Consider the following 25,844-nt stretch of genomic DNA (forward strand, 5'->3'; position numbering starts at 1 on the left):
CGTTTGAGTCCACAAATAAAACGTTTGTTCAGGAGGGGACCCGCCCCGATGGTTTGTCTTTCGACAGGATTACAGTCGGATGGGTAATTCAGTTCTAAAATGCGGACGGCACAGCGGGTGTTGATCGTTTTGAGCGGGGCTGTTGGTGTAGTCTCGTTCAGTTGGGCACACTATTCTGCGGTCCTCCCGCTCGTCATTGACGATCTCGCGTTCTCTGGGACGGAAGCAGGAATCGTGTATTCGGCCTACTTTGTCGGGTATGTGGTGGCGATTTTACCGGCGGGAATTATTGCCGATCGGCATTCGGCACGCCGGCTGTTCGGGTTCACTGCCATGGGAACTGGTATCTTTAGCGTGGCGTTCGCGGTACTGACGACCGGTGTCGTCACGGGCAGCGTTTTCCGTCTCTTCGCCGGTGCCTGTTTCGCCGGAGTGTATGTCCCGGGAATGCGACTCCTGGCCGACTGGTTCGACCCGAGTACCCGTGGCTGGGCGATCGGAACCTACGTGGGTGTGTTGTCACTCGGGAGCGGGATTGCGTTTCCGATCACGTCGTGGATCGCGACGGTCAGCGGTTGGCGGACGGCGCTCGCGCTCACCGGCGGGATCGCCATTCCCGCCGGAATCGCTGTCGTCTGGTTGGCGGCAGATTATCCCGGCACGACTGGCCAGGACATCACGTTCGGCCTGTCGATATTTACGGATCGACAGTACCTCTACGTGACGACGGCGTACGCTGGGCACAACTGGGAGTTGTTCGGCGTTCAAAACTGGATCGTGGCGTTCCTCGTGGCGACGCCGGCAATTGTGGCAACGGAGTCACCCACGACGACAGCGGGACTCCTCGCCGGACTCTTGGTCGTGTTGGGGGGTCCGGGGAATGCGATCGGCGGGTGGTTGAGTGACAGGATCGGTCGTCTCAAAACGAGTGCCGGAGCCTTAGCGCTAAGCGGATGTCTCACTATCGCTCTTGGCGTTGTCGAGTGGATGGCCCTCCTCGTTCTCGGGGGCATAATCGTCGTTTACGGGCTCGTCTTGGCAGCCGACAGTGCCCCACTGTCTACGATGATGACGGAACTGGCTGACGATGAAAGTACGGGAACGGCACTCGCGGGACAGTCGCTGCTCGGCTTCATCCCGGGGATCATTTCGCCGGTGGTGTTCGGGGCCGCGCTCGACGTCTCCGGGTTCACGCTCGCATTCGGTAGTCTCGGCGTCGGCGCCGTCGTGGGTCTCGGTGCGTTGGCGTTGCTTCGGAACAGTCTTCGTCGGGAGTGACGGAAATTGCCAGCTTGATTAGCCCGAATCTGCCAGTCAGTGAAGATCGTTTCCGAGTCAACTTCACTTGGGCAAGTCCTGGCGCGTCGATCCGCGCGGGCAAGTCCTGAACCCGTCGAGCGAGCCGATGGTGGCTGACTCTCGGCCGTCACCTTCGCCTTCGATCTCCGTCACACTGTATCATTCAGACAACACGAACGCTTATGTTCAGTCAACCAAATTAAATGTATGCCAGTCGGGTCACGTGTTTCTACCACGCTCGCTGACTTCGGTGTCCGCTCGCTCGTCACGCACGCGTTAATGGCCGTCGGGTTCATCGGAGCTGTCGTCTCCGGACTGTTCATCGAGGGCCAGGTCGGGACGATCTCGATGGTCGCGTTCATCAACTTCACCGCAGGACTGTGGATCTCCCACGCGATTCACTCGCTCGGGAACGCAGCGATAGACGACGAATACAACGGGGTACTTTTCGAGGTACTCAATCGTGTCTAGTGAGCCTGGTATTCCCCTCGGTCGGTTCGGTCGGACACTGGTCCTCATCGGGTTCGTCACTGCCGTTTTTCTCCTCCTCGTCGCCAGTCGGCTCGAGGGCGAACTGCTACAGGTGGGATCAGTTGCGATCGGAACCGTGGCGTTCATCACTGCGATGATTGGGTTCCTTATTGCTGCCGGAAGCGCAGCCGAGATATGAGTTCTCGGTCCTCTGGATCGACCTACTTTTATTTTTGAGCCCGGTGAGTTCGGGTGGTTACGACTCGTGTGTCGAGACGACGAGACGATTCCGGAGGACGAACGGGACGCCCTCCTTACGATCGCCCACGGCGCAGTCGTCACCTCCGGCGGTGTCTCCGCCCAGCGACTGCTAATCACCGCCGTGGAGGTCGTCCTCGCACGGGGTCTCGGGCCGACCGCCTACGGCGTCTACGCGCTAGCTTGGCGAATCGCACAGATCCTCGTCCGGCTGGTCACGTTCGGGAGCGTCCCGGCGCTTCAGCGATACGTTCCCGCCTACGACGAGGAGCCGGGACGCCGAGCGACCGTCGTCGGACTGGCCTACACGACCACGGTGGGGTTCGGCGTCGCCATCGCGGCGGGCGTGTGGTGGCTATCGCCCTGGATCGACGCCGTCACCGTGGAAGAACCGGCGTTCGTACCGACGATGCGGTGGTTCGGTGCGCTGGTGGTGCTGCTCGGTATCGTCATGATCGTCTCCGGCATTTTCCGGGCGGTCGGCTCCGCACGCGGTGAGGTGCTATTCAACAAACTGCTCCGGCCGGGGGTTCGACTCGTCGCCGCGGTCGTCGCACTCGCGCTCGGGTACTCGGTGATCGGCGTCGCCGCCGCAATCGTCTTCGGGACGGGCCTCCTCGTCGTGTTCGCCGTCCCGATCGCGGCACGCGTGACGGCGATTCGGCCGTCCGTGCGTGCCGCCCGAAGCGAAGCCCGGCGGTTCTACAACCACGCGGCACCCGTCGCGATGAGCAGCCTCGGCAAGGTGTTTCAGAACCGAATCGACGTCCTGCTCGTGGGGGCGCTGCTCACGGCGGTGGCGGCGGGCGTGTACAACGCACTCCTCGTGTTGATCGCCATCGCGTGGATCCCGCTGCAGTCGTTCAACCAGTTGCTGCCGCCGATCGCGTCGGACCTCTACTCGAACGATCGGCTGGAGACGCTGAACGCGATCTACACCTCCGTGACCCGCCTGATCGTCACCACCGTCGTTCCCTTCCTCGCGGTCCTCGTCGTCTACGGACGGGAACTTCTCGCGCTGTTCGGACCGACGTACGTGCAGGGATACGTCCCGCTGGTCGTATACCTGGGGGGTGTCTTCGTGGGCAGCGCCGTCGGTGCGACCGGCTGGCTGTTGATGATGACCGACCACCAGTACGCCCGGATGATCCTCGACTGGCTGCTCGCGGTGCTGAACGTGGTGTTGACCTACGCGTTCATCCTGCGGTTCGGGCTCGTCGGCGCGGCCCTCGGGACGTCTCTCGCTATCTCGGTCCAGAACGGGCTCCAGGTGCTGTTGTTGCGCCGGTTCGAGGGGCTGTGGCCGTTCGACCGGACGTTCCTCACCCCGATTGCAGCCGGCGTAGTGGCCGGGATCGCGATGTGGGCTGTCCGGATCGGATTGCCGGGTGGCCTCGCCGTCCTCCCCGGAATCGTCGTCGGCGTGGCGACGTACCTGGGTGCGCTTCACCTACTCGGCGTCGACCCCCGCGACCGGTTCGTCGTTCGCGAACTCGCGGCGGGTTACCGGGCCGATCTATCGGCTCTGCGTGGAGAGCCAGGCCGATGAGGCAATGACGGACTCTTCGACAGTTTCTGAGTCGAATCGAGAGGCTGGTCGTTCACACTGCGCTATGAAACGATTGGACGAGCACGATCGTGACTAGTGATTTGACTCTACGGAAAACACTTACAACTCTCGAACAATATCTGAGATTATGATATTCTGAAATTTGATTATCCAGAATATTTTTATTCTCGGCCGCACGACTGGCCGTTATGACTGCCTTCGTGAATCGGTCGGAGGAACTCGCCCGTCTGCACGATCTCTTCGAGTCGGACCGTGCCGAACTCGGCGTCGTGTACGGTCGGCGGCGGCTCGGGAAAACGCGGCTCGTGAAGAAGGCGCTCGAAGGCATCGAAGACGCGATCTTCTATCAAGCACGGCAAAAGACCGCCGAGCTCCAGATCGAACAGTTTGTTGAGGCGGCGAGCGACTCGTTCCCGGGTATCGAGAATATCCGCCTCGACTGGGAACCGTTGCTCACGTACCTCGGCAAGCGTGACGCGACCGTCGTCCTCGACGAGTTTCCGTATCTGATTGAGCAGGACGAGAGTCTCCCGTCCGTACTACAGGCACTGTTCGACCACGAGTTCGATTCCTCGAGTACCACGTTCGTCCTTGTGGGATCGTCGATCAGCATGATGGAGGAGGCGACGGTCCTCGGTGACAGCCCCCTGTACGGACGGACCTCGATGAAACTCGACATCCGCCAGCTCCCGTTCGAGTACGTCTCGGCGTTCCTCTCGGACGAGGCGTCAGCAGACGAGATCGTGCGTGCATGGAGCGTGTTCGGCGGCGTTCCGTACTACCTCGAGGAACTGGACGATGACCGCTCACTCGGCGACAACGTCCAGCAGTTGGTCCTCAGCCGTCATGGCTCACTTCGAAACGAGCCGGAGTATGTTCTCAGGATGGAGCTGACGGAGCCGACCCGGTACTTCTCGATCCTCGAAGCGATCGCCGGCGGAGCGACCAGCCGCAACGAGATCGCCGGTGCGACCGGAATCGAGTACAACCAGCTGTCGATGTACCTCGACCGGCTCTCGCGACTACGCCTCATCGAACGACACGTTCCCGTCACTGAGAAGCCCGAACGCTCCAAACGCAGCCAGTACCGGCTCCGAGACCCGCTTTTCCGGTTCTGGTTCCGGTTCCTGTACGGGAGCACTGATCGGTACGATCAGTTCGGCGAGAACGCGTACGAGCGGCTGGTCGAGCCGGAGATGGCCGACTTTATCGCGCCGGCGTTCGAGGCCCTCTGTTGTCGGGGCCTGTGGACGCTATACGACGAGACCCCACTCGTCGACGTCGGACAGTGGTGGTATCAGGACCACGAGATCGACGTCGTCGGTCTTACTGACGCGGAGGCGCTCGTCGTCGGCGAGTGCAAGTACCGCTCGTCGCGGACCGGCCACGACGCGCTCCGCTCGCTGGAGTCGCACGTCGAAGAGCTCCGGTGGACGCCGCCAAGTGGTGGGTCCCGGCACATCGAGTACGCCCTGTTCTCACGCGCCGGCTTCACCGAGAGCCTGCGTGATACTGCTGCCGAGCGCGGGGATCTTCGACTCTTCGAACTCGAGGACGTCGTCGATGCGCTCCGGAACTAGCCAACGCCGCGTGAGCTACTCGCGTGACTGTTCCCTCTCTTCCTCCCGAAGCCCGACGGCCGCCCGCTCGAAGTGTTCCGCGAGGAACGGGGTCCCCGACGCCGCCCGCTCGTCGAGGAACTCGAGAGCATCCGTGACCGCACCGGCGTCGCGTTCCGCGGCCGCGACGCAGTCGACGTACCCGTCGAGTGCCCGACTGAACGCATCCGAGAAGTGGTCGTACGCGCCGTCGACGCGCTCCATGTTGTCGTCGAGCGACTCGACGAGCACCCGGTAGACGGTCGCCGCCGACGCGTACCGTCCCTGCTCGCGATATTCGTTCGCGAGGTCGAACCACTGCATGAAGTCGATCGGCTCGAAGACGACGTAGTACTCGGGATTCGTCTCCTCGAACTCTCGGTCGATCGCGGCACGGAGCTCGTCGACCGACCGCGTCGTCGATTCTCCGAAGCGGGCGAAAAACCGGTTACAGAGATCGGCGTCAGTAGCGAGCACCTCGCGCAAGAATGCGCGGAGTTCGTCGTCGGCATCATCGAGCGCGTTATGGAGTCCGCCACCCTCATCCTCGGGGAACTCGTCGGCACACCGAAGCAGCACGGCGACGACGTGTTTGCAGGTGCCCGGACCGTCGTACGGACAGTCACACCATGGGGCGAACCCGTCGGCCACGAGGTCGACGCGAACGTCGTACTGACGGCTGCCGCTTACGGGAAATCGAGGCGAAAGTCTCGTGCTTCAGCGCGGGGATGAAGCCGACAACTGGGAATCAACCCACGCTCATAGCTACGACTGGCTAGTCCACCGTGAGGGATAATCCAAACAATTATGTAATTAAAAATATCATGCTTACATGTGTCGAATCAAGTCGTCACTCGGACCATCAAAGCGAGTATCGACAACCCCTCGCAAGTCCGTGACGATCTCGATTCGCATGGCTTCGCCGCCAGCAAACTGTGGAACGTCGGGCGATGGACAATTCAGCGCGTCTGGGACGCTATCGGTCACATTCGGTACTTCCCAATCGGCGTAATCAGCAGAATTGAATCGCCGCATTGACCACGAGAAAGTGTCTGGATCTGGATGTGTTCAATATCCCCGATCCAGACGGTTACCTTTCGGCCTCGGACGTGAAAGACGTAGCGGAAGAAGTCATTGCTCCGCTCCCGTTGCCGGGTGTCGAGGGGAGCCCCCTCGACCCCGGCGACATCTGGCTCGTCGTCATCTTGGCCTGTGTCAACCAGACCTCGATCTGGGAAACGTGTAAAGACACCGACGAGACGCCGTGTGACGACACGACTCTCACGTGGCTTCACACCCTTGACCGTCACTGGCTTGAGTTCGTCGCCAACCTTCTGCTTGGACGCTTTGCCATGACGATTCTCGACCCTGACCGGTCGAGAATCGTCTCTATCGACTTCATCGACAACCCCTATCACGGCGATCACTACGCCGAGGAAGGCGAACTCTGCTCGATGGCCCCCAAAGACGGGACGACGACTTGCCATCGCTACTGCACCGCCTACGTCGTCTCCAACGAGAAGCCGGTGACACTGGCGATGACGTATGTCCGCAACGATGAAGACGAGGCCGACGCGGTCGAGCGCGTGCTCGCCCGCGTCGAGAACTACCCCTTCGAGATCGACCTTCTGCTTGCCGATAGCGGCTTCTACAACGAGCGCGTCATCCGCCGCGCTCGTGAGATCGCCGCAACGGTCGTCCACGTACCAAAGAAGGGCGAGCGGATGAAAGACAAACTCGACACGCACAAGTCGTACATGACGACCTACCGCATGTACAAGGACAGCGAGCGGGAACTGCGCTTCCCGCTCGCGGTCGCTGTCTCCTATCACGCAGGAGATCGAGGCAAGAGTGGTGAGGTAGTTCGTGGCTACGTCGCCTGCGGCGTTACTGATCGATCAGCAAAGCAAGTCGAACGCCTCTACAGAAAGCGGTCGGGCATCGAAACGAGCTACCGATTGCTCCGGCAAGCACGCGGGATCACGACGACACGTGATCCCGTCGTGCGGTTTGCAATCATGTTGGTCGCAGCACTGCTGGAGAATCTGTGGCTCGTATTACGGTGGGCGGTCGTCGCCCGCCCACGGCGGGGCGGGCGCGACCTCCCCGAGGAGTTCACGTTCAAGACGTTCTGCGACTGGATTCGTCACGAGCTGGAAGAGCAGTTGCGTCGGCAGTGGAAGATCAAAGCGAACGGGGTTGGCGTACCGGCGTCACAGGCGGCGGCCGCGGGCTGACCGGGGTCAGCCCACGGCCTGCCTATTGGGCGGTGAGCGACAGCTCTCGACAGCTACCGTCGAAATTTGGTTGATCTGGTCTGTTCGGGGCGGTATCTTGGAACTGCCTCGATCTACTCTGCGGTAGCAACCGAGCTTGAAAGCCTAATCATACAGAAAGTGACTGTTTCGTGGCGTTCAGGCAGCACTCTCTCGACTCGTTTGGGAAGTAACGACATTCCAGACGCCGACGAGTTGTGTTCGTATCTCAAATACCACGACCGCTACGCGGATTTGCACTCTCAATCCAGTCAGCGAGTTCTTCAAGAACTCGGTGAAGCGTTCACATCATGGTACGAACAGGATGACCCCGACGCGAATCCGCCCGGCTACCGCAAGCATGGCGATGAACATCCACGCTCAACGGTGACGTGGAAAAATCAGGGCTTCAAACTCGACACGCAATACGACCGTGTTCGGCTCTCCAAGGGGACGAATATGAAAGAGTCGCGGTACGCCGCTGACTACATTCTCTGTGAATACACGCCACAGACAGACCGGACGCTGGCTGATGCCGAAAGCGTCCAGACTGTGCGTGCGGTCTGGAACGGCCAGCGGTGGGAACTGCATTTCGTCTGCAAGATGCGGGTTGACTCACCGGAGACACCCGGTGAGAAGACAGCAGGGATCGACCTCGGCATCTGCAACACAGCCGCAGTCTCGCTTGGAGACGAGACGCTGCTGTATCCAGGGAATGCCCTGAAAGAAGACGCGCACTACTTCCGACACGAAGAGTACGATACGGAAGGCGAGAACGGCCCCAGCCAGAAAGCACAGTGGGCCCGCCGGAAGAAATCACGGCGACAAGACCACTTCCTGCACGCACTGTCGAAAGACATTGTAGCCCAGTGTGTGCAACACGGCGTCGGTACGATCGCAGTTGGGCATCCAAAAGAGATTCGTGCTGATACAGACTGGGGACGCCACGGCAACAAACGGTTGCACGACTGGGCGTTCGAGACGCTTCTCAGTCACATCGAGTACAAGGCCGAAGAGCGCGGGATCGACGTAGAGCGGGTCGATGAAGCGGGATTGAAAACGTCGAAAACGTGTTGTCAGTGTGGGACGGTAGCCGACTCAAACCGTGTTGAACGTGGGCTGTACGTCTGTGAGGAGTGTGGTCTGGTCGCCAATAGCGATTTAAACGGGGCGGAGAATATGCGAGCGACGGTAACTCCAAATCCTGGAGAGGATAGGAGTAACGGCTGTTTGGCACAGCCATCGGTACGCCTGTTCGACACATCCACGGGGCGAGTAGCCCCACAAGAACAGGTCGTCCCGTAAACCCTAATATCCCACCGTGGGAATCCTTGCGCTTCAGCGCGGGGAGGATGTCAACACGGCTGTCACGGTACTGTTGACGCGATGAATTTCCCTGATCCGGCCCTCTGCGAGGTAGTTCTCGCCGCGCTCATAGACCGCGTCCGTACAGAGTTCGCGAACGTCGTCCACGGTCACGTCCATGTACAGGAGAGATATTCCGTCGCGAACCCGAAAAATCGATGCGTCGTACAGTTCTTTCGTGTCACTCGGATCACTCTCGCTTTCGTTCCGCATCGTAACGGTCAACCTCTCAAAAAACAGCGTTATCCCGATGCTGTATGGCGATTAACCTAGTACGGGCGCGCGTTACCGCCGGTAACGAATCGTCCTTTCAGGCCTGTGCCGCCTGATTTCGGACAGTTCAGATCGGGGCCAGAACGTGGTTCGCGAACCAAGAGCGATGAGGCTCGAACCACTCAACCCGGAAACCGGAGTAGAACTGTACCTCGCCGACCGCGAGACCGAGGTGTCGAAGGCGACGCTGTACTCGCACAGCTCCCGCCTCGGTCACTTCATACGCTGGTGTGGTGAGGAAGAACTGAATAATTGTGCAGTAACGAAGATGCATCGGTAATCTCTATGCTCCCGTAATCGTTATTGCTACACAATTTCAACACAGCTGTATGTCCGAAGCTAGTTCACCGCCTGAAAAAACGACTGTCAACATCCGAATCACGGAGACGTTTCTCTCCGATGTCGACGCAACGTGGGAAGACCTCGGATACAACAGCCGTAGCGAGTTCGTCCGCGACGTCCTTCGTGACGCGGTCAAGCATCCCGAGTTCAACCGTGCGGATCTCAAGGCGATCGCTGCGAGCGAGGTCGACATTCAAGAGGGCCGAACACACTCCAGCGAGGAGATCAAAGCGGAGTACGGTCGTGACGATGCAAACGAGCGATGAGCGAGGAGTGGGACTGGCAGCTCACTGATCGGTCGAAGCGACAATTCGACGCACTCGACGAATACGCTCGCGATCGGATCATCTCCAAGCTTGAGGAAGTTGTCACCGATCAATGGCGGGAGCCAACGGACCACCTCGAACCGCTTGCGGGAGCCCCACATCAGAAGCTTCGGGTCGGACAGTTCCGGCTCGGCTGCCGCGCTGATCGTGACCAACGAGTACTGTACGTGGTCGCGATCAGAAAACGGGGAGGCAACGCGTACAGAGGCGACGATTGAGTTCGGTTTCGCCCACGTTTATTTTGCGTTCGTCACGTAGCGCAACGCTCAACCTCGCAAAAACAGTAACACCCCGACGCTGTACGGCGATTAGGCTGCTACGGGCGCGACGGGATCCCCGTGAGCGGGGCGAGGGGCGACCACCGGGAGCCCCTCGGAAAGCGAACGGGGGTAAGTCGCGCCCGTGAGTGAGCTGCGAGGTCGAACGGAGTGAGACCTCGAAAAGCGAACGAACGGGCGCGACGGGATTTGAACCAGAACCAGACGTGCTCGCTTCGCTGCGCGCGACTGGTAGGGTTCAAATCCCTGGATACCGCTTTCGTCCTCACTTCGTTCGGACAGAAAGCGGGCGCGACGGGATTTGAACCCGCGGCATCTTGGTCCGGAACCAAGTGCTCTGTCCGCTGAGCTACGCGCCCTCACGCCGCGATATCACCGCCGTGCGTTTAACGCTTCTGACTCGCTCCGACAGTCGCCTGACGGAACCGCGATCCCCACCCGAGAAAACCGACGGTCACTCCCCGTCGAAGTACGCGGAGAGAGCCTCCACAAGGATCTCGTCGGGGTCAGTGTCCTCCATCGACGCCCGCCGCCTGAGCTCCACGTACGTGTCCTCCGGTAGCGTCACCCTAACCTCGCCGAGCGTGACGTCCCGTTCCCGGAGCACCTCCGCGATCGGCCGCCCGTCGTTCACCTCCGAGGCGATCGCCCGGACTTCCCTGACGGTGAGTCCGCCATCGAGGATCGCAAACGCAAGCAGGTACCGCGCCTCCCCGGACACCCGGGCGACGTGTTTGGCCGCGCTGGGAGCGATCTCCCCGCGGGCGACGTGCCGCCGGATCGACTGCGGGAGCGCGTGCACCCGGGCCCACTTCCGGATGAACGCCACCGACACCTCATCGCCGGCACGCTCGGCCGCCGCCGTGTAGGAGTCCAGCCCGCGAACGAGCGCCGCACAGGCTGCCGCCCCCCGGAGCATCAACACGTGGTCGTCGCCGATGGCGTCGTTCGCGAACTCCCGGACGGTGCGCGCGGCCGCCGCCAGGTCGTCCGGATCGTCCGGATCGAACCCGACCGCCTCCGCGGCTCGCTCGCCGGTGACGGCCGGGTCCGAGCGCACGACCGGCTCCCCGACCGGCTCCTCGCGATCGGCTTCCCTGTCGGTCATTGGCACAGCCAGGGGATCCAGACAGTAAAACGTCTCGCGAGAGGCAAGCGTCGCAACGATCGATGACGCTGTGGCTGACGTCAGTCGAGGCCGAACGCGACGCTTTTGCCGTCCCATCTCCTGAAACGGGACATGAACGAACTCCCCGAACGCGTCCGACGCGCGTTCCGCGACCACTCCGCGTTCGAACCGACGCCGGACCCCCGCCAGTTCCGGTACACGACGACCCCCTTCGAGGCGACCGTCGAACCTACCGCGTCCGGGACGGGCGAGGACGCCGTGGTCACCTTTCACCTGACAGTCCGGGTGCCGATGCTCGACGAGGTCACCGGCGATCACGTGGCCGACGTCGTCGAGGACGGCTGGTACGAGACGTTCGAACTCCGCGTTGCAGACGTCGGCGGCGTCCTGAAAGCCGACCGCGACGTCTCCCCGTCGGTTCGGCGGTCGATCGACGACGAGGAAACCCGGATCGCCGTCGTGGAAGCGAGTCTTGAAGATCGGAACGTCCGTCGGGGCGTCGGCGACGCCGCCGCGATCGCTGACTACGTCGAGGGAACCTACGTCCAGGGGATCATCCCCGGCTACGACTACGAACCGCCAGTCTCCGAGATCCTCTCGGACGCGCACGCGACGGGTGGAAGCGACGAGACGTCCTATCCCGCCGAGTAACCGGATCCTCGTCGTGTTCGCACGGGCAACCGTGGCGAAACGCCTTTGCCGTCGGCCACGATATCGCCGGGTATGATAACCGATCTGGATCTGGTCTTTATTCTCCTGCTTTTGTTCCTGCTGGGGTTGTTCTTCTTCGGATACCTCCTGGTCCGCCGGACGCTGATGGGGCTCCGGGAGGGCTACCGCGACGGTCAGCAACGGTGACCTGATGATAGGGATCGAAGCAGCCGCGACCTTCCTGATCGCCGGGATCGCGAGCCTCTTTATGGCGTGGGCGATCGGCGCCGGCTCCTCGGGGTCGACGCCGTTCGCGCCGGCGGTCGGAGCGAACGCGATCTCGGTCCTCCGGGCCGGGCTGGTCGTGGGCGTGCTCGGCTTTCTCGGCGCCGTCCTCCAGGGGGCGAACGTGACCGAGGCGGTGGGTACGGAGCTGATCGGCGGAGTTACCCTCACCGCAACCGCTGCGATCGTCGCACTCGTCGTCGCGGCCACACTGGTCGCCGTCGGCGTGTTCAGCGGCTACCCGATCGCCACCGCCTTCACCGTCACCGGCGCGGTCGTCGGTGTCGGGCTCGCACTCGGTGGCGACCCCGCCTGGGCGAAGTACACCGAGATCCTTGCGCTGTGGATCCTCACCCCCTTCGTCGGCGGCGGGGTCGCCTATGGCACCGTCAAGCTGCTCGACGCCGAGTGGCTCGACGAACGTCGGGTGACGGCCGGCCTCGCCGGCGTCGTCGGCGCCGTTCTGGCCAACGTTGGCTTCGCCGTGCTCGGGCCGGCGGGCGAGGACGGCTCGATCGCCGAGACACTCGCGGCGTCGGTCTCGCTGCCGAGCGCCGCGGGGATCGACCTCGGCGTGCCGGCGGCGACGCTCGGGGTCGCCCTGCTTGCGGCGGGACTCCTCGGTGCGGATCTTCGACGCGATTTCGTGGGTGGACAGCGTCGGTTCCTCCTCGTGATGGGGGGACTCGTCGCATTCTCGGCCGGCGGATCGCAGGTCGGGCTCGCCATCGGCCCGCTCGTGCCGCTGTTCGACGGCAGCGGGGTTCCCCTCTGGGCGCTTTTGTTCGGGGGTGGGTTCGGCCTGCTGCTCGGCTCCTGGACCGGCGCCCCGCGGATGATCAAAGCGATCGCCCAGGACTATGCCTCGATGGGGCCGCGTCGGTCGATTGCGGCGTTGATCCCGTCGTTTGCGATCGCCCAGACCGCCGTCGCGTTCGGCATTCCGGTCTCGTTCAACGAGATTATCGTCTCGGCGATCGTCGGCGCCGGCTACGCTGCCGGCCAGGCCGGCGTGTCGCGCCGGAAGATGGGGTACACCGTCCTCGCGTGGGTCGGCTCGCTCGCGCTCGCGCTCGCGCTCGGATTCGGGATCTTTTCGGTAGCCGAACTGATCTTCGCATAGTTCGCTTGCTCGGCACGAACTTATCGAACAGATCTGAATGCCACGGCGGTGCTAGTCTTCGACTTCCACGGTCGCGTCCTCCTCGTCATCGTCGCTCGGCCGCTCGTGGATGGTTATCCGGGCGAGTTTGATCCGGGTGTTGTCGACCTCCTCGATCCGGATCGTGATCCCGTCGTACTCGATCTCCTCGCTCTCTTCGACCAGCCGTCCCACCCGATTGAAGATAAAGCCCGCGAGCGTCTCGAACTCCTCGCCTTCGGGGATCTCCAGCTCGAGTGCCTCGTTCACCTCGTCGATGTTCACCTCGCCGCGAACCAGCGCCTCGTCGTCGTCGACGAACTCGATCGGCTCCTCCTCGTCGCCCTCGAGGATGTCCCCGACGATCTCCTCGACCATGTCCTCGAGTGTGATCAATCCCTCGGTGGTCCCGAACTCGTCGATGACGATCACCATCTGGAGCCGGTTGTCCTGCATCTCCTCGAGCAGTTCGTCGGCGTTCTTGCTTTCGGGGACGTGCAGTGTCGGCTTCACGACCCGCGTGAGCGAGGGTTCGCCCTCGCTGTATCGCTGCTCCCTGACCAGGTCGCGGACGGTGACGATGCCGACGATGTTGTCGAGGTTCCCCTCATACACCGGCACGCGCTCGTGGTCGGACTGGATGCACGTCTCGATCGCCTCCTCGACCGTCGCGTCCCGTGGTACGGCAGTCACGTCGAGTCGCGGCGTCATCACCTCCTTCGCGATGGTGTTGTTGAACCGGAAGATCCGGTCGAGCATCTCCCGTTCCTCTTCCTCGATGACGCCTTCGCGCTCCCCGGTCTCGATGAGGTCCTGGATCTCGTCGCGAGTGATGTACGTCGACTCGATCGCGGCCCGCCCGCCGGTGATCCTGTTGATCGCCTGCGTGAGGTGATCGAAGACAATCACCAGCGGCAACAGCACGTACTCGGAGTACTTGAGAGGCCGAGAGATCCGCAGCGCCCACGATTCGGTGTGCTCAACCGCGTACGACTTCGGCGCGGTCTCCGCGAACAGCAACACCAGCGCTGTGATACCGAACGTCGTCGCCAGCACGGCTTGTCCCTCACTCATGTAGATCGCGAAAAGTGTCGTCGCGATCGCGGACATCGCGATGTTGACGATGTTGTTGCCCACGAGGATCGTCACCAGCAGTCTGTGGGGGTTGTCCTTGAGGTGCTGGACCGTCTTTGCCCCTTTGACACCCTCGTTGACGAGCGTGTCGACCCGGTGACGAGGGAGCGAGAACATCGCGATTTCCGAAGACGAGAAGAAGGCGGACAGCCCGAGCAACACCAGGATCGCGATGCTGCCCAGGATCGTTATCGTGGTCGGGTCCGATCCCATTAGCTGGAGGACGGCCGGTGAATCACCAACCACTGCAGGCGCAAACGAAGTCGGCAGCGACAAGCCCATACCGTTAGCCCTTCCCGGGCGGGAAAATTAAGGATTGCCCTCCGCACCCGGAACGTTCTCGTCGACACAGCGGCTGCGGCGGGAAACCCACGACTCGAAAGATGCTGAATTCCGCAGTCGAAGCCGTTACCCGGATGCAACCCGACAGATCGGCCATGACTTCGGCCGACATCACCGTATATCGACTTCAGGCGTGCCCGTACTGCGAACGCGTCGTGCGGCTCCTCGAGGAACTCGGAGTCTCCTACCAGTCTCGGTTCGTCGAACCGATGCACTCCGACCGGAACGTGGTAAAACGCGTCTCCGGGAAACGGAGCGTCCCGGTGATCGTAGACGAGAAAACGGGGGTCACGATGTCCGAGAGCGGAAACATCGTCGAGTACCTCCAGCGAACGTACGGGGAGAACTGATGGTCGAGTTCGACGTCGTCGAACTCCCGCCGGCAGATCATCCGGCGGAAGGGGAGACGGCCCCCGACTTCACCAGGCCGCTGGTGAACGACGAGTACTGGGAAGACACGTCGCTGTCCGAGGTGGTCGGGCCGGAGCCGACGCTTCTGGTCTTTCATCCGATGGACGGCTCGTTCCCGGCGACGTATCTGTACAACGAGATCCGCGATCGGGGTTGGGAAACAACGGCGACCGTCGTGGGCGTCTCCATTTCGACGCCCTACGAGCACAAGTCGTTCATCGCAGCCCGTGGAATCGACTCGCGGTTGTTTTCGGATCCGGGAAACGGCGTCGCCGAAGCGTACGGGATCGCCCACGAGCTCGACGGAATGGCCGGCATCGAAGAACCGCGGCCGGCGGTGTTCTTGCTCGCCGCCGACCGAACCATCGAATACGTCTGGGTGGCCTCGGAGTGGCCCGAGTTCCCCGATTACGACGAGATCCAACGACAGCTCGCTCGGACCGAGTGACCTACCGCCCCCACTCGCCAACCCGACGCGGACGGTCGGAGACCGCCATCACGTCCAGCGGTTCCTCTGCGTGTACGAGCGCCTCAAGTGTCGCCCGGGCGCTCGCGATCGTCGAACAGTACGGGACATCTTCCTCGACGGCGACCGAAAGCGCCTCGCGGTCCCGGGAGACCAGAAGATCGATCTCGCCGGCCCGCAAGGCGTCCAAAAGCGCCGTCTCGTCGTCGTACTCCGCGAGATGGAACCGCTCGGCGAACCCTTCCCGGAGCGCCGATTCCGTCTCCGGGTCCGTTTCGGTTCCGAGCACCGAGGGGGCCGACAGGTCGACCACCGCCGTCCCGGACCTGGGGATCCCCGCGCCGGCGGCCGACTGCGCCTTGTCGTAGGCCTTGCCGAACGACCGGGCGGTACCCATCACCTCGCCGGTGGACTTCATCTCCGGGCCGAGGCGGGGATCCGATCCCGGCAGGCGGTCGAACGGGAGCACGACCTCCTTGACGCTGTGGTGCTCGGGAATCCGTTCTTCGGCCTCGAGCTCCGACAGCGATCGACCGGCCATCACTTTCGCGGCGAGCTTGGCGATCGGGACGCCGGTCGCCTTCGAGACGAACGGGACGGTCCGCGAGGAGCGGGGATTCGCCTCCAGCACGTACACCGTCGGTTCCGCGGCCGGGTCCTCGACCCCGGTCACCGCGAGCTGGACGTTCAACAGCCCGACCGTCGACAGCGCGCGGGCGATCTCTTCTGTGACCTCGCGGACGCGACTCAGCGTCGCCGAATCCAGCGACCGGGGCGGGATGACGCAGGCGGAGTCGCCCGAGTGGACGCCAGCCGACTCGACGTGCTCCATGATCCCGCCGATCAGCACGTGCTCGCCGTCCGAGACCGCGTCGACGTCCAGCTCGATCGCGTTCTCGAGGAAGTCGTCGACGAGGATCGGCTTGTCGGGCGACACCCGAACCGCTTCGTCGATGTACGCCTCGAGTTCGGCGTCGTCGCGCACGACTCGCATCGCCCGACCGCCCAGCACGTAGGAGGGGCGCACCAACACCGGATAGCCGATCTCGCGGGCCAGCTCGAGGGCGCCCTCCCTGCTCGTCGCGGTGCCCCCCTCCGGCTGGGCGATCCCGAGCTCGTCCATCAGCACGTTGAAGCGGTCGCGGTCCTCCGCGAGGTCCATCGCCTCGACGCCGGTGCCCATGATCTCACAGTCGAGCCCGCGACGCTCGAGTTCCGCCTCCAGGGGCGCCCCGACGTTGACAGACGTTTGCCCGCCGAACTGCACCATCGCGCCGTCGGCGCCGGTCGCCTCGACGACGTCGGCGACCTCCTCGGGGCTGATCGGCTCGAAGAACAGCCCATCCGAGGTGTCGTAGTCGGTCGACACCGTCTCCGGGTTGTTGTTGACCACGTGGGCGTCGATTCCCAGCTCCCGCAGCCCAGTCACCGCGTGGACGGCACAGTAGTCGAACTCCACGCCCTGTCCGATCCGGATCGGCCCGCCCCCGACCACGACGACGCTTTCGGCGTCCCGGTCGACCTGGAGCTCGTCTGTTCCGGTCGTGGTGTCGTCGCTTCCACCGCCCGCGAGAAATTCGGGCAGACGCGAGGAGTAGTAGTACGGCGTGGACGCTTCGAACTCGCCCGCACAGGTGTCCACCTGCTTGAACGCCCTGTCGGGGACCGACGATTCGACGTCGCCGACGTCCGCACCCGCGATTGCGGCGACTTCGGCGTCGGTGTAGCCGGCGGTTGCCGCCGGCGTGAACTCTCCGTCCTGGGCGCGCTCGGCGGCGTCGGCGACGCGCTCGAACCGCTCGAGATACCACTCTTTGATGCCGGTCAGCTCCACCAAATCGTCCACGGTGTACCCCCGCTCGAACGCCTCGAAGATCGCGTACGGACGGTCCGGCGTGGGCGTTTCCAGGTGCTCCTGCTCCAGTTCGACGTCGCTCACGTCCGCCCAATCGACTGCCGGGTCGTACTCCGAGGAGCGCAACGCCTTCAAAAGTGACTCCTCGAACGTCCGGCCGATCGCCATCGCCTCGCCGGTCGACTTCATCGCGGTCCCGAGGTCGAACTCGACGTCGTCGAACTTGTCTTTGGGCCAGCGCGGAACCTTCGTGACCACGTAGTCGATTGCGGGCTCGAAGGCGGCGGTCGTCTCGCCGGTGATCTCGTTTTCGATCTCGTGGAGCCGCTTGCCGAGCGCGACCTTCGCGGTCACGCGGGCGATCGGGTAGCCGGTCGCCTTCGACGCGAGCGCCGACGACCGAGAGACCCGGGGGTTCACCTCGACGACGCGGTACTCCCCGCCGGGCGTGCCGTCGTCGCGCCAGGCGAACTGGATGTTACAGCCGCCCTGGATCCCCAGCTCGCGGATCACCTCGAGTGCGGCGTCGCGCATCTCCTGGTGGCCCCTGTCGGGGATCACCTGCGAGGGTGTGACAACGACCGATTCGCCGGTGTGGATCCCCATCGGGTCGATGTTCTCCATGTTGCAGATGATGATACACGAGTCGCCGGCGTCGCGCATCACCTCGTACTCCAGTTCGACCCAGCCGGCGATCGACTCGGTAATCAACACCTCGTGGTTGCGCGAGAGCCGTAGTCCCTTCCGGACTCGCTCGACCAGTTCGTCCATTTCGTGGACGACACCGGAGCCGGAGCCGCCGAGGGTGTAGGTCGTCCGGGCGATCACGGGCAGCCCACCGACCGCCTCGACGGCCGCCTCGACGCGATCTCTCAGCGCCCCTTCGTCGAAGTCGGTCAGCGACTCACCCTCCGAAAGGGAGATTGTCGTCGAGCGGGGAACCGGCTGGCCGATCCGTTCCATCCGTTGGCGGAAGAGATCGCGGTCTTCGGTGGCGTAGATCGTGTCCAGCGGCGTTCCCATGATCTCGACGTCGTACTCCTCGAGTACGCCCTGCTCGGCGAGTTCAGCGGTGACGTTGAGTCCAGTCTGTCCACCCAGGCCGGCGATCACCCCGTCCGGCTCCTCGATCCGGATGATCTCCGCGATCGCCTCCGTCGTGATCGGCTCGATGTACACCCGATCGGCCATCTCCGGATCGGTCATGATCGTCGCCGGGTTGGAGTTGACGAGGACGACTCGGGCACCCTCCTCCTGGAGCGCTCGACAGGCCTGCGCGCCGGAGTAGTCGAACTCCGCTGCCTGTCCGATCTGGATCGGTCCGCTGCCGATGAGCAGGATGGTCCGGTCGTCTGACCCCGTGTGTGTTTCACCCGGGGAGTTCTCGTCGGTCATCACCAGTCTACAGTGTGTTCATCGTAATAAGGTCGGCGATATAGTACGATTCTCGCAGCAAATTTTCGAAAATCGTAAGCTATGTGGTATCGAGCCACAGGGGTTGCTCTCGAACTGTGGAGGAACTCGCTGCAGAGGCGAAAGTATTTGTGTCCGAATCGAGAGAGTCAAAATTATGAAAGCTGTCGTACTCGCCGCCGGGAAGGGGACTCGCCTCCGCCCACTTACCGACGACAAACCGAAGGGGATGGTCGAAGTCGCGGACAAGCCCCTTTTGACCCACTGTTTCGAACAGCTCGCGGACCTGGACGCCGACGAGTTCGTCGTCGTCGTCGGCTATCGAAAGGAGGACATCATCAGCCACTACGGCGACGAGTTCCGCGGGATTCCGATCACCTACACCCACCAGCGGGAGCAGAACGGACTCGCCCACGCGCTGCTCACGGTGGAAGAACACGTCGAGGACGACTTCATGTTGATGCTCGGAGACAACGTCTTCCGGGCGAACCTCGGTGACGTGGTCAGCCGACAGCGGGAGGAACGCGCCGACGCGGCGTTCCTCGTCGAGGAAGTCCCGTACGACGAGGCCTCCCGATACGGGGTGTGTGACACGAACAAGTACGGGGAGATTACGAACGTGATCGAAAAGCCCGAAGAGCCGCCAACGAACCTCGTAATGACCGGCTTTTACACGTTCACGCCGGCGATCTTCCACGCGTGTCACCTCGTCCAGCCGTCCAACCGTGGCGAGTACGAGATCAGCGAGGCCATCGACCTGCTGATCGAGAGCGGGCGGACGATCGACGCGATCCGGATGGACGGCTGGCGCATCGACGTCGGCTACCCGGAGGACCGGGAGGAGGCCGAGCGCCGACTGACCGGAGAGATCGGCGTCGAGCCGGAGTCGGTGGAGTCAGCCGCCGACGGCGAAGAGTCCGTCGAAGTTACTGACGGCGAGTGATCTACCCGCCAGACGATCGGCACACTGCGAACGAAGGCGCACTGCGAACGAACAGAGATATACGCCCGTGCGGCGACGACCCTCACGATGAGTTCGACCGACGACGTCTGTGTTCTCGTTCCGACGCTCGATGAGGCCGAGACGATCGGCGACGTCGTCGCCGGGTTCCGGGGGGAGGGGTTCGACGAGGTTCTCGTCATCGATGGCGGTTCGAGTGACGACACCAGAGAACTCGCCCGCGGGGCCGGCGCACGCGTGATCGAGCAGTCGGGCACCGGGAAAGGACAGGCGGTCCGGGAGGCGATCGAGGAACACGTCGAGGCACCGTACGTGTTGATGGTCGACGGCGACGGTACCTACCGTCCGGAAGACGCTCACGCCATGCTCGAGCCGCTTTTCTCCGGGGAGGCCGACCACGTCGTCGGCGACCGGTTCGCCGACATGCGGGAGGGCGCGATGACGCGGCTCAACCGGATCGGCAACCGGACGATCAACCGATCGTTTGCGGCAATTCACGGTCAATCGTACGGGGACATCCTTTCGGGCTATCGCGCGTTCACGCGGCAGTCGTTCCGGGAAATGAACGTCACTGCGGACGGCTTCGGCATCGAAACGCAGCTTTCCGTCGAGTGTGCAAAACGGGATCTCGAGGTGGCCACCGTTCCGATCACGTATCTCCCGCGTCCCGACGGGTCGAAGACGAACCTACATCCGATCCGTGACGGGGGGATCATCTTCCTGGAGCTGTACCGACGGGCGAAAACCAACAATCCGCTTTTCTACTTCGGGTCCGTCGGACTCTCCTCGACGGTGTTTGGAGCGTTCGTCGGGCTGTATGTGGGGTATCGCTGGTTCGTCGTCGGCGTCAGCCACGAGGTCCTCGCGCTCGTGGCGGCGTTCGGGATCCTCTTTGGCGTCCAGCTTCTGATGTTCGGGGTGCTGTCGGATCTGATCCTCACGCTCCACCGCGAACAGCTCGACCGGATCGAACGAATCGAGAGCGACTGAGCTCGAAGCGACGGCGCTAGAACGGAAGCAGCCCCCGGATCCGATCGAAAATCCCGCCGGCTGCACGACGGCGCCGCTCGAACACGGGGTGGATCTCCTCGAGGAGCTGTGCCTCGGATTCGAACTGCTCGGTTTCCAGCTCCGCCAGCCCCTCCCGAAGCTCGAGCGTGTTCCCCGAACCGTCGTACGGAACGTCGGTGTTGTCTACGGCGGTACAGATCTCGTCGGCCGTCGCTGGATACTCGAGATCGGCCTCCTCGAGCCTCGCAGCAAGTGCGGCGATACCGAACTCTATGTGATCCGGGTCCGATCCGTCGCCGGGCGGTCTCACTGCCATCGACGACGGGTTACGCCGTCCGAATAAAAAACACCGGCGACTGTCCGTCAGTTCCCGTGTTCTGTCACCCGTTTAGCCGAAAACCGCGCTTTTGAGCGTTTTCAGGTACAGCGAAGGCGTTTCGCTCCGGGACCGGTCTAACGCTGCCCGGAGCTCACGGTGCGCGTCCTCCATCACGCCCTCGCCGTGGCCGACCAGTATTCGCTCGGGACGAAGCCCCTCGAGCACAGCCCGTGGCGGGAACAGCCGGAGCATCGGATGAACGCCCAGCCGTTCCTGTTCGGTCCGGAAGTACGAACACGTGCCGACGGCCTCCGGAACGTATAGGGTCCCTGCAACCGGGTCTTCCTCGGGACCGTCCCCCGGCGGGGCGTACAGCCCGACTTCCTGCCAGGGCGGCACCGTCGAGTTCCGGATCCGGATCGCCCGGAACCCGGTGTCGGCGAGCGACCTGCCGAACCGGCGCGTGGGCGCATCGAACGCGTCCGAAACGCCGGTCATCCACTCGGGGAGGAACACGGGAACCTCGTGGCGATTCGCGATCGTCCCGCAGTCGCGTTTGTGCCGATCCAGACAGCAGACCACGCCGGCAACGTCGCCGTACTCTCCGAGCAGTTCGTCGACCCCGTCTGCGTCGACCGGGTCGAGCACCCACACCTCCCCGTCGACCGCCACCGCATGACTCGCTCGCTGCATCGTCTCCCCGGGATACGCCAGCCATCCCACGCCGCCGTCCCACTGGTCGATGACGTCGAGGTCGGCCGCCCCGGATCCTTTCATCGGCATGCCTCACAGTTGGGCTTCCGTGATGTTAACCGTTGTTCGGGACCGGTTCGCCGACCTCTCTCACTCGAATGCCCCTTCGACGTACGTCACCGCCGCTTCCGGGGTGTTCACGGGTTCGATTCCGGTCACGTCGCTGACGTCGTGGGTATCCAGGCCGGCTATCGGCCGATCGAAAACGCCGGCGAGGCCGATCTCCGAGAGGGTACCGGGGCCACCGTCGATCGCGATCACCGCGTCGCCGTTCATCACTACGAGCGCGTTCCGTGCGTGGCCAAGACCCGTTGCGATCGGGGTTTCGACGTAGTCGTTTGCGTCCTCGGGACGGTCGGTCGGGAGGATACCGATGGTTTCGCCGCCGACCTCGCGAGCTCCCCGACAGACCGCCTCCATCACTCCGCCGAGCCCGCCACAGACGACAACGTGGCCTCGCTCAGCCAGCAACCGTCCCACCGCTTCCGCCCGTGCTGCCGTTCGATCGGAGACCGAACTCCCGCCGATCACGCTCACCCGCATATCTGCTTCGACCGGCCGGGACGGGAAAAAGCCACCGCGCGGTCGGCTCGAAAAAAAACATCAGGCTTGGTGCGGACCGATCGTCAGATCGCTCACCCGAAGACGTGATCCATCAGGAACCGCTGGAGCAAACCGGGGTTCCGATCGCCGTGGCTTTTCACCATCACGGCGTTCGCGTCGACTGAGTCGACGAGCCTGTTACCCGGCCGTCCGAACAGGCGGGCGGTAAGGCCCGTCCGGTCCACTCCGGTGACGAGTAGCTCCGCGTCGCCGACGAACCGTGTGAGTCCCGTGATCTCGTCGTCGGTTTCGATCACCGTCGACCGAGTCGGAACGGTCAACGTCGAGATCAACCGGTCGTGGTACGCCTCGATCGTCTGTCGTCTGGTTTCGGGGGCGTCCGCTGGGACCGCCTGCAGGAGGTGGATCCCCGCGCCCGCCTCCTCGGCGATCGAGTCGGCCAAAAGGAGCTTTACGGGGTCGTACGGCCCGCGGTTCGCGACCACCGCCACCTCCGAGGCGTCGTTCACGCCGGGGCGGTCTTTCGACGCGGGATCCGGGCCTTCGTCGACTAAAAGCACGTCACAGGGGGCGTTTTCGAGTATCCAGTCGGATCCCTTGCCGAACAGCCGCGTGTGGAAGTCGGCCCTGTCGCGCTCCATCACGAGCAGGTCGTGATCCTCGTATGTGGCGTAGTCGACCATCGACTGTGCGGAGTGCTCCGACTCGATCCGGCGGTACTGGACGTCGATATCGGTTCCCGGCGTTCCGCCGTCTGCACGCACCGCGTTCAACCATTCGGGGTTCTCTCTCGAGACGCTCGGATGGGTTTCGGCGAACATCTGCTGGGGGACATCGACAAACTCGACGACGGAAATGGCCGTCTTCCGGAGTCGACCGATGTCGCTCGCGGTCCGGACCAGCTCCCGTTTCATCGCCGGCGACGTGTCTTCGGTGATCGCCACGAGCACGTCGAACGGCTCCTCCGAATCGAACAGCGCTTCCGTTTCTTCGATCGCCCGGTCACCGACGTTCTTGCGGGCGCTCGTTCGCACGACTCCCTCGCGGTCGATCCGGGAACGGGCATACACGTAGTACCAGACCATCGAGCCGGCCGTTATGAGCACTGCGCCAACGAGCGGGATCGTTCCAATCGTGAACAACAACACGAAACCGCCGACGATGCCGGCGACCTGCAGCCACGGATACAAAGGTGCGACGAAATCTGGGTCGTAGCCCTCGACGGCGCCTTCGCGGAAGCCGATGACAGCCAGGTTCACGAGGACGAACACCAGAATCTGAAAGGCTGACGCGAGCTTCGCGATCTGGAGGATCGGCACGAACGCGATCAACACGAGTATGACGGCGCCGGTAAGCGTGACGGCTCTGGAGGGAGTGTTGAATCGAGGGTCGAGCCGCTCGAAGGCCGCGGGAACGAGATCGTCGCGGGCCATCGCGAACGGGTATCTGGACGCGGAAAGCACGCCGGCGTTGGCCGTGCTCACGAGCGCAAGCAGCGCGGCCGCGACGACAGCGGCGACGCCCAGGGTGCCAAGCGTTTCTTGAGCGGCGACCGCGACCGGCGCGTCTGTCGCCGTGAGGACGTCCCCCGGCGTCACTCCTACGAGGATCGCCACGAGAAGCACATACAAGAGGGTCGTAAACCCGAGCGAGAGCATCATTCCGAGAGGGATGTTTCGGGAGGGGTTTTCGATCTCCTCGGCGACGCTTGCGATCTTCGTGACGCCCGCATACGAGACGAAGACCGCACCGGTCGCCACCAGCAGTCCCGGCGTGCCCGGATCGAGCGCTCCTGAAAGGCGGCTTCCCTCGACGGCGAACCCGCTACCGGCGACGAACCAGGTCATCGCCGCGAGCATCACTGCGACGATCGCGACCTGGAACCGTCCGGTGACGTCGGAACCGAGCAGGTTGACCAGGATCAACACGACGGCAAGCCCCAGTGCGATTGCCGTGACCGTCCCTGAAGAGAGGTCGCGACCGAGCGCGAACACGAGGTACGGAACGCCCCCGACGAGAGCCAGTGCCCCCTTGAACGAGAGGGAAAACCACGTTCCGATGCCAGCGATCGTTCCCACGAGTGGTCCCATCCCCCGCTCGATATAAACGTACGTCCCGCCGTCCTCGGGCATCGCCGTCGCCATCTCGGATTTCGAGAACGCCGCTGGCACGACGAGCAGTCCCGCCAGCAGGTACGCCAGCACTACCGTCGAACCGGCGATTTCGTAGGCCAGTGCCGGCAGGATGAAAATCCCCGAACCGACCATCGCCCCGATGCTGATGGCGACGACTGCCGGCAGTCCGAGATCACGTTTTAGCCCTGTCGGCATCTAATCGTCACCCCGTGGAGTCGACGTCGTCGTCGTCACCTTCCGTTCCCGCAACGCCACGCCGCCGTAATAGAGGATCACGACCGTAACGAACACCGACGAGCCGATCAGCAGGACGAAACTCACCGTATCGAGGATCGGCATCTCGAGCCAGGTTGCGAGTTCGCCGAACGCGACGGCGGTGCTGGCCAGAAGCAGCATGATCCCGAAGTAGATCGTGACGTCGCCCTCGTCGACGTACGCTGTCGACGCCGAGCCGATCCGGGCTCCGAGCGCGCTGCCGACCAGAAGCGCCGTGACGACGCCCAGGTCGATGACGCCGGAGAGCCCGTAGGTGAACGCGCCGACGGCGCCGGACATCAGCGCGCCGAACAGGCTGGTTCCGACCGCCGCGGTAAGCGAAACCCCGATCAGGTAGTAGATCGCGGGCATGCGGATGAACCCGCCGCCGACACCGAGAAAGCCCGAAACGACCCCGACACCCCCGCCGACCCCCGAAATCGTCCACATTGACGCCTTGCTGCCGTCGGTCAACGTCACCATGGGGGGGATGTTGTACGACTTGATCTTCTTGGCGATCTCGGGGATGTCGTCTTCGTCTGTCGTCGCCTCTCCGTCGTCGGATTCGTCGGTTTTCCCGTTCTCCTTGAGAGCGTTCCGGGTGAAGATGAGCCCAATCGCGGCCAGTAACAGGACGTAGGCGATCCCGACTACGAGTTCGGCCTGGCCGAGCTGATCGAGAAACAGCACGACCATCTTTCCAGCCTCGATTCCCAGCGCGATCCCGACGAACATCAGGGCGCCGAGTTTGTAATCCACTTCGCCGACGTCGTGGTGTTTCAGCGTCGCGATGACGGCGGTTCCGAAGACGAACGCCATGCTGGAACCGATCGCCACCGGCGCGGGGTATCCCAGGATCAACAGCGCGGGGGTGACCAGAAACGACCCCCCCATACCGAAGAACCCGAAGAACACCCCGACCATGAACCCGAAGCTAACGAACAGTGCCAGCAGCTCTGGGGTAAGTCCGAGTAGCTCCATTTA

25 protein-coding genes, 1 tRNA gene and 3 pseudogenes are annotated in these 25,844 nt (G+C 63.2%); 18 read left to right on the plus strand and 11 right to left on the minus strand.

Annotated features, from left to right (window positions below; translation table 11 throughout):
* Positions 1-99: 99 nt before the first annotated feature.
* The 5 genes from RH858_RS00730 (at position 100) to RH858_RS00750 (ending at position 5,178) form a co-directional block, all read left to right on the plus strand.
* The gene (locus RH858_RS00730) at positions 100-1,278 is read left to right on the plus strand and encodes an MFS transporter (protein WP_310560942.1); all 1,179 of its coding nucleotides are present in this window, start codon (positions 100-102) and stop codon (positions 1,276-1,278) included.
* Positions 1,279-1,506: 228 nt separating this feature from the next.
* Entirely contained in the window at positions 1,507-1,770 is a 264-nt protein-coding gene (locus RH858_RS00735; RefSeq protein WP_310560943.1) for a hypothetical protein, read from the plus strand.
* On the plus strand, positions 1,763-1,969 hold the full coding sequence (locus RH858_RS00740; RefSeq protein WP_310560944.1) for a hypothetical protein: 207 nt from the start codon (positions 1,763-1,765) through the stop codon (positions 1,967-1,969). Before RH858_RS00735 ends, RH858_RS00740 begins: the two co-directional genes overlap by 8 nt.
* 66 nt (positions 1,970-2,035) lie before the next feature.
* On the plus strand, positions 2,036-3,577 hold the full coding sequence (locus RH858_RS00745) for an oligosaccharide flippase family protein (RefSeq protein WP_310560945.1): 1,542 nt from the start codon (positions 2,036-2,038) through the stop codon (positions 3,575-3,577).
* A 209-nt stretch (positions 3,578-3,786) separates the two neighbouring features.
* On the plus strand, positions 3,787-5,178 hold the full coding sequence (locus RH858_RS00750) for an ATP-binding protein (protein ID WP_259533284.1): 1,392 nt from the start codon (positions 3,787-3,789) through the stop codon (positions 5,176-5,178).
* A 15-nt stretch (positions 5,179-5,193) separates the two neighbouring features.
* Here RH858_RS00750 and RH858_RS00755 read toward each other — a convergent pair.
* Positions 5,194-5,886: pseudogene (locus RH858_RS00755) on the minus strand (SWIM zinc finger family protein); the annotation flags it as partial.
* A gap of 144 nt (positions 5,887-6,030) precedes the next feature.
* On the opposite strand from RH858_RS00755, the pseudogene RH858_RS00760 reads away from it, so the two are divergent.
* The 3 genes and pseudogenes from RH858_RS00760 to RH858_RS00770 form a co-directional block, all read left to right on the plus strand.
* Positions 6,031-6,186 (plus strand): annotated as a pseudogene (locus RH858_RS00760) (RNA-guided endonuclease TnpB family protein); the annotation flags it as partial.
* Positions 6,187-6,260: 74 nt separating this feature from the next.
* Positions 6,261-7,433, plus strand: a complete 1,173-nt coding sequence (locus RH858_RS00765) for an ISH3 family transposase (protein ID WP_310560946.1) — start codon at positions 6,261-6,263, stop codon at positions 7,431-7,433.
* A 159-nt stretch (positions 7,434-7,592) separates the two neighbouring features.
* Positions 7,593-8,756 carry a transposase gene (locus RH858_RS00770; protein ID WP_310561130.1) on the plus strand — a complete coding sequence of 388 codons (1,164 nt, stop codon included), beginning with the start codon at positions 7,593-7,595 and terminating at the stop codon, positions 8,754-8,756.
* Between the two features lie 42 nt (positions 8,757-8,798).
* Here RH858_RS00770 and RH858_RS00775 read toward each other — a convergent pair.
* Positions 8,799-8,936, minus strand: a pseudogene (locus RH858_RS00775) (SWIM zinc finger domain-containing protein); the annotation flags it as partial.
* 259 nt (positions 8,937-9,195) lie between these two features.
* Between RH858_RS00775 and RH858_RS00780 the strand changes: the two are divergent.
* From RH858_RS00780 to RH858_RS00790, 3 genes are read left to right on the plus strand one after another with little or no spacing between them, the layout of a single operon-like run.
* Positions 9,196-9,369, plus strand: a complete 174-nt coding sequence (locus RH858_RS00780) for a hypothetical protein (protein WP_310560947.1) — start codon at positions 9,196-9,198, stop codon at positions 9,367-9,369.
* 49 nt (positions 9,370-9,418) lie between these two features.
* Positions 9,419-9,697, plus strand: a complete 279-nt coding sequence (locus RH858_RS00785) for a ribbon-helix-helix domain-containing protein (RefSeq protein WP_259533287.1) — start codon at positions 9,419-9,421, stop codon at positions 9,695-9,697.
* Positions 9,694-9,975, plus strand: a complete 282-nt coding sequence (locus RH858_RS00790) for a type II toxin-antitoxin system RelE/ParE family toxin (protein WP_259533288.1) — start codon at positions 9,694-9,696, stop codon at positions 9,973-9,975. Before RH858_RS00785 ends, RH858_RS00790 begins: the two co-directional genes overlap by 4 nt.
* Before the next feature lie 346 nt (positions 9,976-10,321).
* On the opposite strand, the gene RH858_RS00795 is transcribed toward RH858_RS00790, so the two are convergent.
* Together RH858_RS00795 and RH858_RS00800 are read right to left on the minus strand one after the other, a co-directional pair.
* Positions 10,322-10,394 (minus strand) — tRNA-Arg (locus RH858_RS00795).
* Positions 10,395-10,489: 95 nt separating this feature from the next.
* Positions 10,490-11,143 carry a hypothetical protein gene (locus RH858_RS00800; RefSeq protein ID WP_259533289.1) on the minus strand — a complete coding sequence of 218 codons (654 nt, stop codon included), beginning with the start codon at positions 11,141-11,143 and terminating at the stop codon, positions 10,490-10,492.
* 132 nt (positions 11,144-11,275) lie between these two features.
* Between RH858_RS00800 and RH858_RS00805 the strand changes: the two genes are divergently transcribed.
* From RH858_RS00805 to RH858_RS00815, 3 genes are all read left to right on the plus strand, one after another.
* Positions 11,276-11,815 carry a DUF5813 family protein gene (locus RH858_RS00805; protein WP_310560948.1) on the plus strand — a complete coding sequence of 180 codons (540 nt, stop codon included), beginning with the start codon at positions 11,276-11,278 and terminating at the stop codon, positions 11,813-11,815.
* A 72-nt stretch (positions 11,816-11,887) separates the two neighbouring features.
* The gene (locus RH858_RS00810) at positions 11,888-12,022 is read left to right on the plus strand and encodes a hypothetical protein (RefSeq protein WP_310560949.1); all 135 of its coding nucleotides are present in this window, start codon (positions 11,888-11,890) and stop codon (positions 12,020-12,022) included.
* 4 nt (positions 12,023-12,026) lie between these two features.
* Positions 12,027-13,223, plus strand: a complete 1,197-nt coding sequence (locus RH858_RS00815) for an anion permease (protein ID WP_310560950.1) — start codon at positions 12,027-12,029, stop codon at positions 13,221-13,223.
* Positions 13,224-13,274: 51 nt separating this feature from the next.
* On the opposite strand, the gene RH858_RS00820 is transcribed toward RH858_RS00815, so the two are convergent.
* Positions 13,275-14,588: a hemolysin family protein gene (locus RH858_RS00820; RefSeq protein ID WP_310560951.1), complete on the minus strand. Its 1,314-nt coding sequence runs from the start codon at positions 14,586-14,588 to the stop codon at positions 13,275-13,277.
* A gap of 224 nt (positions 14,589-14,812) precedes the next feature.
* Here RH858_RS00820 and RH858_RS00825 point away from each other — a divergent pair, with 224 nt between their 5' ends.
* Together RH858_RS00825 and RH858_RS00830 are read left to right on the plus strand one after the other, a co-directional pair.
* Entirely contained in the window at positions 14,813-15,067 is a 255-nt protein-coding gene (locus RH858_RS00825; RefSeq protein WP_259533294.1) for a glutathione S-transferase N-terminal domain-containing protein, read from the plus strand.
* A complete protein-coding gene (locus RH858_RS00830) occupies positions 15,067-15,576 on the plus strand; it encodes a redoxin domain-containing protein (RefSeq protein ID WP_259533295.1) in 510 nt (169 codons plus the stop codon). The genes RH858_RS00825 and RH858_RS00830 overlap by 1 nt, the downstream gene beginning before the upstream one ends.
* Position 15,577: 1 nt before the next feature.
* Here the strand turns inward: RH858_RS00830 and carB are convergent, their stop codons facing one another.
* Positions 15,578-18,844 (minus strand): carbamoyl-phosphate synthase large subunit, encoded by a 3,267-nt coding sequence (carB, locus tag RH858_RS00835; RefSeq protein WP_310560952.1) that lies wholly within the window; start codon positions 18,842-18,844, stop codon positions 15,578-15,580.
* 175 nt (positions 18,845-19,019) lie between these two features.
* Between carB and aglF the strand changes: the two genes are divergently transcribed.
* Both aglF and aglJ read left to right on the plus strand, forming a co-directional pair.
* Positions 19,020-19,805: a UTP--glucose-1-phosphate uridylyltransferase AglF gene (aglF, locus tag RH858_RS00840; RefSeq protein WP_259533297.1), complete on the plus strand. Its 786-nt coding sequence runs from the start codon at positions 19,020-19,022 to the stop codon at positions 19,803-19,805.
* A gap of 87 nt (positions 19,806-19,892) precedes the next feature.
* Positions 19,893-20,813, plus strand: coding sequence for an S-layer glycoprotein N-glycosyltransferase AglJ (gene aglJ, locus RH858_RS00845; protein WP_259533298.1), 921 nt, complete (start codon positions 19,893-19,895; stop codon positions 20,811-20,813).
* Between the two features lie 16 nt (positions 20,814-20,829).
* On the opposite strand, the gene RH858_RS00850 is transcribed toward aglJ, so the two are convergent.
* The 5 genes from RH858_RS00850 to RH858_RS00870 form a co-directional block, all read right to left on the minus strand.
* Positions 20,830-21,150, minus strand: a complete 321-nt coding sequence (locus RH858_RS00850) for a hypothetical protein (RefSeq protein ID WP_259533299.1) — start codon at positions 21,148-21,150, stop codon at positions 20,830-20,832.
* A 72-nt stretch (positions 21,151-21,222) separates the two neighbouring features.
* Positions 21,223-21,936 (minus strand): hypothetical protein, encoded by a 714-nt coding sequence (locus tag RH858_RS00855; protein WP_259533300.1) that lies wholly within the window; start codon positions 21,934-21,936, stop codon positions 21,223-21,225.
* 60 nt (positions 21,937-21,996) lie between these two features.
* Complete coding sequence (locus tag RH858_RS00860; RefSeq protein ID WP_259533301.1) at positions 21,997-22,449, minus strand: TIGR00725 family protein; 453 nt, start codon at positions 22,447-22,449, stop codon at positions 21,997-21,999.
* 92 nt (positions 22,450-22,541) lie between these two features.
* Positions 22,542-24,800, minus strand: a complete 2,259-nt coding sequence (locus RH858_RS00865) for a universal stress protein (protein WP_310560953.1) — start codon at positions 24,798-24,800, stop codon at positions 22,542-22,544.
* Positions 24,801-25,841 (minus strand): sulfite exporter TauE/SafE family protein, encoded by a 1,041-nt coding sequence (locus tag RH858_RS00870; RefSeq protein WP_310560954.1) that lies wholly within the window; start codon positions 25,839-25,841, stop codon positions 24,801-24,803.
* Positions 25,842-25,844 lie beyond the last annotated feature (3 nt).

Source organism: Halalkaliarchaeum sp. AArc-GB (assembly GCF_031432225.1).
Lineage (GTDB): Archaea > Halobacteriota > Halobacteria > Halobacteriales > Haloferacaceae > Halalkaliarchaeum.

What these genes read in the sequence shown, in the direction of transcription:
- RH858_RS00730 (WP_310560942.1), top strand. Translation starts at nt 100, where the DNA reads ATGCGGACGGCACAGCGGGTGTTGATCGTTTTGAGCGGGGCTGTTGGT.
- RH858_RS00735 (WP_310560943.1), top strand. Translation starts at nt 1,507, where the DNA reads ATGCCAGTCGGGTCACGTGTTTCTACCACGCTCGCTGACTTCGGTGTC.
- RH858_RS00750 (WP_259533284.1), top strand. Translation starts at nt 3,787, where the DNA reads ATGACTGCCTTCGTGAATCGGTCGGAGGAACTCGCCCGTCTGCACGAT.
- RH858_RS00780 (WP_310560947.1), top strand. Translation starts at nt 9,196, where the DNA reads ATGAGGCTCGAACCACTCAACCCGGAAACCGGAGTAGAACTGTACCTC.
- RH858_RS00785 (WP_259533287.1), top strand. Translation starts at nt 9,419, where the DNA reads ATGTCCGAAGCTAGTTCACCGCCTGAAAAAACGACTGTCAACATCCGA.
- RH858_RS00790 (WP_259533288.1), top strand. Translation starts at nt 9,694, where the DNA reads ATGAGCGAGGAGTGGGACTGGCAGCTCACTGATCGGTCGAAGCGACAA.
- RH858_RS00800 (WP_259533289.1), bottom strand. Translation starts at nt 11,143, where the DNA reads ATGACCGACAGGGAAGCCGATCGCGAGGAGCCGGTCGGGGAGCCGGTC.
- RH858_RS00805 (WP_310560948.1), top strand. Translation starts at nt 11,276, where the DNA reads ATGAACGAACTCCCCGAACGCGTCCGACGCGCGTTCCGCGACCACTCC.
- RH858_RS00810 (WP_310560949.1), top strand. Translation starts at nt 11,888, where the DNA reads ATGATAACCGATCTGGATCTGGTCTTTATTCTCCTGCTTTTGTTCCTG.
- RH858_RS00815 (WP_310560950.1), top strand. Translation starts at nt 12,027, where the DNA reads ATGATAGGGATCGAAGCAGCCGCGACCTTCCTGATCGCCGGGATCGCG.
- RH858_RS00820 (WP_310560951.1), bottom strand. Translation starts at nt 14,588, where the DNA reads ATGGGATCGGACCCGACCACGATAACGATCCTGGGCAGCATCGCGATC.
- RH858_RS00825 (WP_259533294.1), top strand. Translation starts at nt 14,813, where the DNA reads ATGACTTCGGCCGACATCACCGTATATCGACTTCAGGCGTGCCCGTAC.
- RH858_RS00830 (WP_259533295.1), top strand. Translation starts at nt 15,067, where the DNA reads ATGGTCGAGTTCGACGTCGTCGAACTCCCGCCGGCAGATCATCCGGCG.
- carB (WP_310560952.1), bottom strand. Translation starts at nt 18,844, where the DNA reads ATGACCGACGAGAACTCCCCGGGTGAAACACACACGGGGTCAGACGAC.
- aglF (WP_259533297.1), top strand. Translation starts at nt 19,020, where the DNA reads ATGAAAGCTGTCGTACTCGCCGCCGGGAAGGGGACTCGCCTCCGCCCA.
- aglJ (WP_259533298.1), top strand. Translation starts at nt 19,893, where the DNA reads ATGAGTTCGACCGACGACGTCTGTGTTCTCGTTCCGACGCTCGATGAG.
- RH858_RS00850 (WP_259533299.1), bottom strand. Translation starts at nt 21,150, where the DNA reads ATGGCAGTGAGACCGCCCGGCGACGGATCGGACCCGGATCACATAGAG.
- RH858_RS00855 (WP_259533300.1), bottom strand. Translation starts at nt 21,936, where the DNA reads ATGCCGATGAAAGGATCCGGGGCGGCCGACCTCGACGTCATCGACCAG.
- RH858_RS00860 (WP_259533301.1), bottom strand. Translation starts at nt 22,449, where the DNA reads ATGCGGGTGAGCGTGATCGGCGGGAGTTCGGTCTCCGATCGAACGGCA.
- RH858_RS00865 (WP_310560953.1), bottom strand. Translation starts at nt 24,800, where the DNA reads ATGCCGACAGGGCTAAAACGTGATCTCGGACTGCCGGCAGTCGTCGCC.
- RH858_RS00870 (WP_310560954.1), bottom strand. Translation starts at nt 25,841, where the DNA reads ATGGAGCTACTCGGACTTACCCCAGAGCTGCTGGCACTGTTCGTTAGC.